Genomic DNA, 10,400 nt, shown 5'->3' on the forward strand with positions numbered 1-10,400 from the left:
TCCCAACAACTCTAATAAACATCTGGTGATGCTTTGCAATCTAGCACGCCGCGCGGTCCAACGTTTTCTGCAAATAGACCATCGGGTCCCCCTGGATAGTCGACGTTTTCCGGTTCCTCTTCTGCATTCAAGTGGTAGAGATTACCAAAGAATTTATCAAAGCCATGGACTGTGGGTAGAAACTCGTTTACATCGCCCAAGTGGTTTTTACCAAACTGGCCAGTCGTGTAGCCCAAAGGCTTCAGCATTTCGGCCAGGGTGGGATCTTCGTGTTGGAGGCCGAAGGGTGCGCCGGGGAAACCCACTCTCAGCAGACCGGTACGCAGGGCGCTTTGCCCGGTGATAAACGCCGCCCGACCAGCGGTGCAGCTTTGTTCGGCGTAGTAGTCCGTGAACAACACACCATCCTTGGCAATGCTATCAATATTAGGGGTGTCGTAACCAACAATGCCTTTTTCGTAGGCGCTGAGATTTGTCCAACCAATATCGTCTCCCATAATCACCAAAATGTTAGGAAGTTGAGTTGTTTGGGCAAATGCAGCAGATGTAGGTAGCCAAGGCAACATCCCTACAAGCCAAAGCGTTAAGGACATCGCCATAGCGATCGCCTTTTTCATGACTCGTTGCATGAAAATAAACTCCTTAATTTTCAAATTCGTTCAAAAACAAATTTTCATAACCAAAAATCAAATTTGTGACTTTGGTTTTCCACTTTAGTGGTAATCTTATTTTTTGAACATTCAAAAATTCCCACTTTTTGAATCATAAGATTCAAAAAACTAATTCAAGTAAAGTATTAAATTTATTTATATATTCTAGGTAATGAGGATAATGAGTATAAAAAAGAGTAAAATTAACCAGGATAAATCTGAGACAAATAATCAGCAGATTACTTCCCTTTCCTTTACAGATGTGGATCTTTTCACTGAGTTTTTTGGCTATGGTGGAATGCAGATGATACAACTCACTACTGGTCCTCTCCAGAGTAAGTTTTTGTCGATCCGGATTGGTGAGTTACATTTCATATACAATCAGGCGAATCAAGGGATTCAAACTTGGGGCTTAGACTTGAAGAAATACCGAGATTTTACGATGGTCTGGTTTGAGAATGAAGGAGAATTTTACTCCCACCGTCGCCCTATCGAGCCTCAAAGGACTATTTTTGGTTTCAATGGAGATGAAGTAGACTTCCTCATGCCTCAAGGTGGAACGATCGCAAATATTTTAATCCCTGTGGAAACTTTTCATGCTTATGCAAACCAACTACAACGCCACGATCTGGATGATTGTTTCCTGAGTAAAAATTATGTGAATTTGTTACCAACTGGGATGAAAGAAATTAAAGATTACTTGAAGGAAATATTTTGGTTAGCAGAACATAAACCAAGTTATTTACAACAAGATCATGTTGTTGATCTTGTTACTAATGATTTCCTGCCTTTGTTAATTAGTAATATTCCCATTAAGTGGAATTCCAAGAGTTCCCTCAAACCTTCCCGACAAGCTAAGTTGATTGCCCAAGCAGAGCAAGAAATGTTAGAGAGCTTTGAAGAACCTCTGACCTTAAAACAACTAGCTCAAAATTTAGAGTCTAGCAGTTCCGCGTTATCCCGTGGTTTTAAGGATTTATTTGGCATGAGTGCCATGCGTTATCTCAAGGTGCGCAGACTTAATGCATTGCGACAACGCCTGAAGGCAAGCGATCCGGAGAACTGTACTATAACTATGCTTGCAGGTCAATTTGGGTTCTGGAGTGCAGGTCATTTTGCTAGAGATTACAAAGCTATGTTTGGAGAGTTGCCTTCAGAGACTTTGCGAAAGAAGGCATAGGAGGCGATCGCTATACCGTTTCACTGAATTGAGAATTGAGAATTGAGAATGCTAGATTTGATAGGCTAAAAACTTTGACACTCACAAAAGTTTCAGGCAATTATTTGACATTTAAAGACTGAATTCTGAATTTAGAATTCAGAATGCCAGATTTGATAGGTTGTAAGATGTTATCGTAGAGGTTTAGTCTCCAAATCCCTTAAGGTTTGGTCTCCAAACCCAAAACCCTATTTTTTTGATAAAATTGGTACAATAATAAATTGGCCAGTTATTAACTAAAATGGGCTACCGTGGATGAACCGAGAAGCATTAGTAGTAGGCATCAATCACTATCCTTTACTCAGAGATGGCTCTGGCCAACCTCGACACTTAATTAAACCAGCAGCAGATGCAGAAGCGATCGCTCAATTATTAGAGACTTCTGGAAATTTTCATGTGCAGCGCTTTCCAGAAGTTAAAATTGAGGGTTATGGGCAAGTAGATCCTCATCCCAAGACGAAAAATAGTTCCATAAATTCTTTAAAAGAAGCTATTTCTAAATTATTTAATCCCCAAAATAATATTCCTGAAACTGCTTTATTATTTTTTGTAGGAAATAGTTTATTAGATGAAGAAGGAGGAGTAGAAGAAGAATTTTTAGCCACTAGCGATACTAACCCTGAAAAGGGAAAATGGGGAATTTCTCTACATTGGTTAAGTCAATTATTACAAAAATCTCCGGTTAAACAACAAATAGTATGGTTAGATTGTTACCATCAAGAAAAACAAATTAACTTTTTACAAACAGCTCTGAGTAATCTAGAATCAACTGATAATGATAGATGTTTTATTTTTGTTTCTCAAGCAACAGAAGTAACTACAACACAAATAAATTCAGAGCATAGCTTTCTCACAAATTGTTTATTAGAAGCATTAGAACCGGAAAATAATCCGAATGGTTCGGTGACAAATTATAGTTTAATAGACTATCTCAATCAAAAGTTAAATCTTTCAATTCAGCCTCCAGTATTTCATAATTCTGGAAATGAAATTATCTTGACTGGGGAAAAAGAAAATACAGAAAATACCGATTTAACAGCCGGAGTTTGTCCTTATAAAGGATTAGCTCCATTTGAATTTAATGATAAAGACTTCAAATATTTTTATGGTAGAAAAACTTTAGTAAATCTACTTTTAGAAAAAGTTCGCTCTCGGAATTTCTTAGCAGTAGTTGGAGCAAGTGGAATTGGTAAATCAAGTATTGTCAAAGCCGGATTATTATATCAACTGAAATTAGGGCAAAGATTATCAGGTAGTAATACTTGGCCGATATTAATTATTAAACCAGGAGAACATCCTTTAAAAAATTTAGCAGCAGCATTTGTAGATTATCAATTACAGACATTATTAACTCTTGCAACAGAAGCAACTACTACTACAGAATTATCATCAACTTCTGGCCAGGAAGAAGAAGAAATAAAGCGATCGCCCAAATTATCAATTTCTCCACCGCCTCCACCACCTACACACAAAATCAAACGAACCCGTAGAAAATCATCTGCAACACCACCGCCGACAAGTAAGAATTATGGCAATGAAAACCTAGAGCAAGCAAAAGAAAATACTAACATTGAGCGCGTCATTCATTCCCCCATAGAAATTGAAGAATTAATTAATCAAGGTGCTAGTGGGTTTAGACAAGTTTTGCAAAATACTCAAGCATCTCGAATAGTTATGGTAGTAGATCAATTTGAGGAAGTTTTTACCCTCTGTTCAGACAAAATAGAAAGACAACAATTTTTTGAATGTTTGATGGGAGCAATAGATAGAAGTTACCAAGCTAACTCTAACGCTACTGGGTTGCTACTGATTATTACTATGGGAGCTGAATTTTTAGGTAAATGTTTTGAACAAGAATATTTCGGGTTAGCTAGACAAATTCAATCCCATTTAGTGACAGTAACGCCGATGACTAGACTGGAGTTGCAACAAGCGATCGCCGAACCAGCAAAACAAGTAGGGATAGAAATACAGCCAGAATTAGTTGAACAAATGATTATTGATACAGAAAATTACGGTAGTTTACCACTCTTACAATATACTTTAACAGAACTATGGCGACAGCGCCGAACAGATCAGTTTAGTCTGACTCAATATATTAATTTAGGTGGAGTCAAAGGTTGTCTAGAAAAACAAGCTTATGCAATTTATCACTCTTTTAATGCGAGAGAGCGTCAGGTAGCAAAACAGATATTTCTCAAACTTGTGCAAATTAATGAAGACACAGTAGTAAGTTGCAAACAAGTATTGAAGACAGATTTAATTACTCCAGGACTTACGCAGAAACCGGGTTTATCAAGGAATCATTTGAAAAATAATAATCAGGGCAATAAACCCGGTTTCTTGGTTGGTTATAAGGTACTGAAAAAATTAGTAAAAGCCAGATTAATATTAANTCTCAAACTTGTGCAAATTAATGAAGACACAGTAGTAAGTTGCAAACAAGTATTGAAGACAGATTTAATTACTCCAGGACTTACGCAGAAACCGGGTTTATCAAGGAATCATTTGAAAAATAATAATCAGGGCAATAAACCCGGTTTCTTGGTTGGTTATAAGGTACTGAAAAAATTAGTAAAAGCCAGATTAATATTAATTACGAAATTCACAAATTATCAAAATAGTAATCAAACAGTAACAGTAGTAGAATTAGCTCATAAGACAATTATTAAAAATTGGTATCAGTTGAATTTTTGGGTAGAGTCAAACAGGGAAGCAATTAAACAAAAACCAGGCATGGAAGCGGATGCTCAACGGTGGCTAAAAAAGGATAAATCAGATAAATACTTGCTAAATGGGCGTAAGTTAACTTTAGCAGAAAATTTATTAGAGAGCGATACTGAGAGTGCTTTTGTGTCTGTATTAGCCAAAGAATTTCTCGAAAAAAGTATTAACCGCAAACGTTTTCAAAACAATTTTCGCATCAGAAGTATAGTAGGATTAATTATAGTATTAGGTTGTTTAAGTGGGTTTTCCTTAATTAGTTGGCGACTGGCAGAAAAAGATAAATTAAATGCCGAACTTAATGCCTTGAGTTTGTCAGCAGAAAATCAGTTTACTGCTAATCAACGTTTTGATGCTTTACTTACTGCTATTAAAGCTGGCAAAAAATTACACGATGCTTCAAAAGTGGCAGCAGATGTAAGAATGGGAGTTTTGATAGCGCTGCAAAAAACTGTTTATGGCGTGAGTAAACGTAGAACCATAGCAGAACATACACAACCTATTAATAGCATCAGTTTGAGCAAAGATGGAGAAATTATTGCTTCTGCTAGTGATGATAGTACAATCAAACTATGGACTAACTACGGTGAAGAAATTGCTACTTTGAGCGGACATGAGGGCGCAGTTTATAGTGTGAGTTTCAGTAATAATGGTAAAGTATTAGCTTCTGGTAGTCAAGATGGTAGCATCAAACTCTGGAGTCGGGATGGTAAACTCTTGAGGACAATTCAAGGACACCGGGGAGCAGTTAATAGTGTCAGTTTTAGTCCGGATGACAAGACTATTGCTTCTGGTGGTGTTGATGGCACGATTAAATTGTGGAATATTCAGGGAAAGCAACTTGTTTCTATTAAAGCTAATCAAGATAAAATTTATAGCGTTAGTTATGGTAAAGTATTAGCATCTGCGGGTGAAGACAAAACCGTGAAGTTATGGAATGCTCAAGGAAAACAATTAGCTATTCTCAAAGGTCACAAAGAGAGAGTGTTGAGCGTTAGTGTGAGTCCGGATGGTAAAAATATTGCTACTGCTAGTTGGGATAATACTGTTAAAGTATGGGGTATGGATGGCAAAGAAATAGGTACTTTGAAGGGGCATAAAAGTCCGGTTGTCAGCGTTAATTTTAGTGTGGATGGTAAGACTATTGCTTCAGGAAGTTCTGATGGAGAGATTAAACTATGGACTAATTACGGTCGAGAAATAGCAACTCTCAAAGGTCATGGCACCTGGGTTAGTAGTCTCAGTTTTAGTAATGATGGCAAGACTATTGCTTCTGCTAGTGCTGACAATACAATTAAACTTTGGAGTCTGCAAGAACAAAAGCTGCCTACTCTTAGAGGACATACCAGTTATATCACAGCTATCAGTTTGAGCAAAGATAGTGAGAAGATAGCTACTGGTAGTTATGATAATACTGTGAAAATTTGGAGNCCTGGGTTAGTAGTCTCAGTTTTAGTAATGATGGCAAGACTATTGCTTCTGCTAGTGCTGACAATACAATTAAACTTTGGAGTCTGCAAGAACAAAAGCTGCCTACTCTTAGAGGACATACCAGTTATATCACAGCTATCAGTTTGAGCAAAGATAGTGAGAAGATAGCTACTGGTAGTTATGATAATACTGTGAAAATTTGGAGTCGGGAAGGGGAGGAGTTAGCAACTCTCAAAGGACATCAGCGCGGTATTTCTAGTTTGAGTTTTAGTCCTGATGGTGAAACTGTAGCTTCTGCAAGTGCTGATGGAACAGGTATTGTTTGGAATTTAGCTGGTTTAGGAAATGCGACTCTCACCGGACATCAGGATCAGATTTATAGTATTAGTTATAGTCCTGATGGTAAGATGTTGGCTACTGCTAGCTTGGATAAGACGATTAAATTATGGAATCTTCGCGGTCAACAACTGCTGACTATTCCAGGGGGTATTGATGACCTCAGAACAGTGACATTTCGTCCTGATGGTCAGGCGATCGCTGCTGCTGGTTTTGGTGGTGAGAGTCAGGTTGTACTGAAAATATGGAATCTGGAGGGTAAGGAATTACAAAAGATTGAGGGGTTGTGTAGTGTGGTGAGAAAGATTAGTTTTAGTGCAGATGGGAAGATTATCGCTGCCACTTGTTCTGATAATACGGTGAAGTTATTAACTCCTAAAGGTGAAGTAGTGGGAATTATCAGAGGTCATCAGGGAGCGGTGAATAGTCTGAGCTTTACTCTTGACGGCAAAATAATTGCGACTGGTAGCGATGACGGTACGGTGAAAATTTGGAATCTTGATGGGAAAGAGTTGGTGAGTTTAGCAGCTATTCGGGAAGGGGTGATGGATGTTAGTTTGAGTCCAGATGGTAAAATGCTTGGTGCTGTTGGTAGGGATAGGGTGGGGATGTTGTGGAATTTTGATTTAGAGAATTTGTTGGGGCGGGGTTGTGATGTTGTTCACGATTATTTGCAGAGTAGTTCTGATGTTAAAGAAGGCGATCGGGGTATTTGTGAAGGGTTTTAGTCAGTGATCAGTGATCAGTTATCAGTACCCACCGCTGAAAATCGAATCTGACAACCCAGTTCTTCCCAGTCCGTAATTGCTTGAGTCTGCTATTATTCATCCTAATATCAAATCCGCTGGCTTCGGAGTGTTATAAGAAACCGGGTTTGTGGGAGCTAGATGTTATACAGCGGACCATTTAAAACAAACCCGGTTTCTACGCTTTTTTATACCGATACTACAAGATTTAATATAAGCTAAATTAAGTTCATCTAACTTTTAGCAAAAACTTTCCCCTAGCAAAATTACATCAACAGGAAAGAAATGCTAAACTAAAGATGTAAAAATTAAATAGGAGAAAATTATGCCTAAAGTTTCTGTTAGTATCAATAATATTTTTCAGAATAGAGAAAGCGATCGCTTCTGGTGAGTGATAGAGCGATCGCAATACCTTTTATATTTGTACCTTACATTCCACCGAACCTGCTGTAATTCATTTCTAGATTTTGCAACGCCCATACAAAAAGCCAGATTAAAGTCCGGCAACAAACAGGAAAATGTGCAGCAAACATCAGACCATATTCTAATAATATTAAATTCGGTTAATACTTAAATTCTGACTAAAAAGGAGGTACTGGGGGCAGTAGGAACTTCTGTTATTATTTATAGCAGTTGTCATTACTTTACTGTTAGGAAATTCTCAAATATAGTTACAGCAAAAATGTGGGGCGAATGGCCATTTGCCCCTACTTCTGACTTCAGCTATAAGTGATGCTCATAGCCTAATATAAATATAGTGGCAAGAGTCAAAATTTGGACAATAGTCCCAATTAATTAACTGCTAGATGGAGAAATTATAAATTTTCCTAAGAGTGTAAATTTTAATACATACTAGCAATTTTGAATTATCCTTACGGGAAAAAAATTAGCACTTAAACTAAACAAATTTAAAATTAACTGACAAGAAGTAAATGTTAAAGCAAAACATAACAAAAGTTTCTATAGTAGCAGTCGCTTCTATTGGCGCTCTATTAACGGGAGTTTTTCTACCACAACTCACTAACAATAACAAAATCTCCCAAAACGCCATCGAAAAACTCAACCCAGACTTAGATGTAACAAAATTTGTTTCACTGCCACCAGAGCAACGCCGGAGTAAATTGGAGAGTGCGATAAAAACAGGAAAGTCTCTTAATACAAGTCGCGCTCGTTATATTTTAGCTAACGATCTAATTCAACAGGGACAGGAGGAGTTGGCGATCGCTCAACTTAAAAATCTAGAACAAGAATATACAGCTCTAGCACCTTATGTTCTGGTTAAACGGGCGCAAGCTTACGAACAAATAGGGGAAACAGACAAAGCACAAGAAGTTTGGGAAGAAGTCTTAAAAACCTATCCAGAAGAAGCTGTGGTGGCAGAAGCTTTGTATGTGTTAGGAAAACAAAACCCGGAATACTGGGATGAGGCGATCGCTAAATTTCCTGGTTATCCAACTACGGTTAAAATTGCTCAGGAAAAATTAAAGCAAAATCCTAATCAACCTCAGTTATTATTGCTCATTGCTAAGTATGGTTTTCATGTGCCAGAATATGGCACGGTATTGGAACAACTGAGAACAAAATATGCCTCTGAGTTAACTCCTGAAGATTGGGAAATGGTTGCTTTTGGGTATTGGGAAAAACAGGATTATCCTAAAGGTGCCCTTGCATATCAGAAAGCACCTAAGACACCACAAAATTTATATCGTCATGCTAGAGGGTTGTGGTTGGGGAGAAAAACGAAAGAATCTCGCGAAGCTTATCAAACCTTAATTAATACATTTCCCAATGGCGGAGAAGATACAGCTTTGGGTTTGATCCGTTTGTCGAGGCTGGTTGATCGCCAAGATGCCATACCTTATCTTGACAGGGTAATTGCTAATTTTCCTAGTCATGCACCTGAAGCAATGTTAGATAAGTCTAAGTTACTCGATCAACTTGACTCTGCTCAGTCAGCTTCACTGACACGTCAACAATTATTGAAAGAGTATAATAATTCTGATGCTGCTGCTAAACTGCGGTGGGAGTTAGCCGAACAAGCTGCCAAAGGTGGTGATTTACAAGCAGCTTGGAAGTGGGCGCAACAGTTGACTGTGAATAATCCTGATAGTGAGTTAGCAGCGCAAGCAGGTTTCTGGGTAGGTAAGTGGGCACAACAACTTGGGCAGACAGAGGATGGGAAAAAAGCTTTTGAGTATATGATTTTACGGTATCCTCACTCTTATTATGCTTGGCGATCGGCGGTGATGTTAGGTTGGCCTGTGGGCGATTTTACCACAGTTAGGGATTTATCTCCAGAGGTTGTACATACGAAAGAACGCGATCCACTGCCTTTTGGTTCTGAAACATTGCGGGAACTATATCAGATCGGGCAAGATCGGGATGCTTGGAAACAGTGGCAGGTAGAATTTGAGGAACGGATGAACCCAACTGTTGCGCAACAGTATACTGATGGTGTATTGAGAATTGGTGTGGGGGATAATTTAGATGGTATTTGGATGTTGACTAGCTTGAGTCAACGGAAAAACCCAGAGGAGATAGCTGAGTATAAAGCTTTAAAAGAAAGGCGTACTTATTGGCAAACTTTGTATCCTTTTCCTTATTTAGAAACTATTGTTAAATGGTCTGATAAACGAGAATTAAATACTGTTTTGGTGACAGCTTTAATTCGTCAAGAATCTCGTTTTATGCCGAAGATTAAATCGGTTGTGGGAGCAACAGGATTAATGCAAATAATGCCAGAAACAGGAAAAGAAGCTGCTCAAAAAATTAACCTTGTTAGTTATGATTTAGAGAATGTGAATGATAATGTTAATTTAGGTACTTATTATTTTGATTTTACTCATAAAGAGTATCAGAATAATTCGATGTTGGCAGTGGCAAGTTATAATGCGGGTCCCAATGCTGTTAGTAGTTGGTTAAAGCGGTTTGGGTTTAATGATGCTGATGCTTTTGTGGAGAAAATTCCTTATCCAGAAACAAGGGGTTATGTAGAGTCTGTATTTGAAAATTATTGGAATTATTTGCAGATTTATAATCCTGAAGTTTCTCAGTTAATGGAGAGGCATTATGCTAAATATAATAAAAATAAATAGGAAGAGTATGACACTGATTTTGCCACGGATGTACGGATGATAAAACAGAATTATACACCATCTGTAGGGGCGAATGGCATTCGCCCTTATAAATATGCCAGTTATATCATGTCCGCTTCCTTTTAAGGAGAGGTAATTATCAATTATCAATTATCAATTATCAATTATCAATTATTGAAGAATGCTATAAATACTAAAT

At 37.9% G+C, this 10,400-nt stretch carries 4 protein-coding genes and 2 pseudogenes; 5 read left to right on the forward strand and 1 reads right to left on the reverse strand.

The features are described 5' to 3' along the window. Positions 1-11: 11 nt before the first annotated feature. Entirely contained in the window at positions 12-629 is a 618-nt protein-coding gene (locus AFK68_RS25305) for a sulfatase-like hydrolase/transferase (RefSeq protein WP_246844455.1), read from the reverse strand. A gap of 202 nt (positions 630-831) precedes the next feature. Between AFK68_RS25305 and AFK68_RS25310 the strand changes: the two genes are divergently transcribed. From AFK68_RS25310 to AFK68_RS25325, 5 genes and pseudogenes are all read left to right on the forward strand, one after another. Beyond that, positions 832-1,830 carry a helix-turn-helix domain-containing protein gene (locus AFK68_RS25310; protein ID WP_246844456.1) on the forward strand — a complete coding sequence of 333 codons (999 nt, stop codon included), beginning with the start codon at positions 832-834 and terminating at the stop codon, positions 1,828-1,830. Positions 1,831-2,124: 294 nt separating this feature from the next. Continuing rightward, positions 2,125-4,264 (forward strand): annotated as a pseudogene (locus AFK68_RS46430) (hypothetical protein); the annotation flags it as partial. Between the two features lie 11 nt (positions 4,265-4,275). Further along, the coding region (locus tag AFK68_RS46435) for a WD40 repeat domain-containing protein (RefSeq protein ID WP_371357557.1) at positions 4,276-6,023 on the forward strand (1,748 nt) is incomplete at its 3' end. Between the two features lies 1 nt (position 6,024). Further along, a pseudogene (locus AFK68_RS46440) lies at positions 6,025-7,088 on the forward strand (WD40 repeat domain-containing protein); the annotation flags it as partial. A gap of 950 nt (positions 7,089-8,038) precedes the next feature. After that, entirely contained in the window at positions 8,039-10,201 is a 2,163-nt protein-coding gene (locus AFK68_RS25325; RefSeq protein ID WP_094676103.1) for a transglycosylase SLT domain-containing protein, read from the forward strand. Positions 10,202-10,400: the final 199 nt, after the last annotated feature.

Origin of the sequence: Hydrocoleum sp. CS-953 (assembly GCF_002260545.1) — a bacterium.
GTDB lineage: Bacteria > Cyanobacteriota > Cyanobacteriia > Cyanobacteriales > Microcoleaceae > Trichodesmium.

What these genes read in the sequence shown, in the direction of transcription:
- AFK68_RS25325 (WP_094676103.1), top strand. Translation starts at nt 8,039, where the DNA reads ATGTTAAAGCAAAACATAACAAAAGTTTCTATAGTAGCAGTCGCTTCT.
- AFK68_RS25305 (WP_246844455.1), bottom strand. Translation starts at nt 629, where the DNA reads ATGCAACGAGTCATGAAAAAGGCGATCGCTATGGCGATGTCCTTAACG.
- AFK68_RS25310 (WP_246844456.1), top strand. Translation starts at nt 832, where the DNA reads ATGAGTATAAAAAAGAGTAAAATTAACCAGGATAAATCTGAGACAAAT.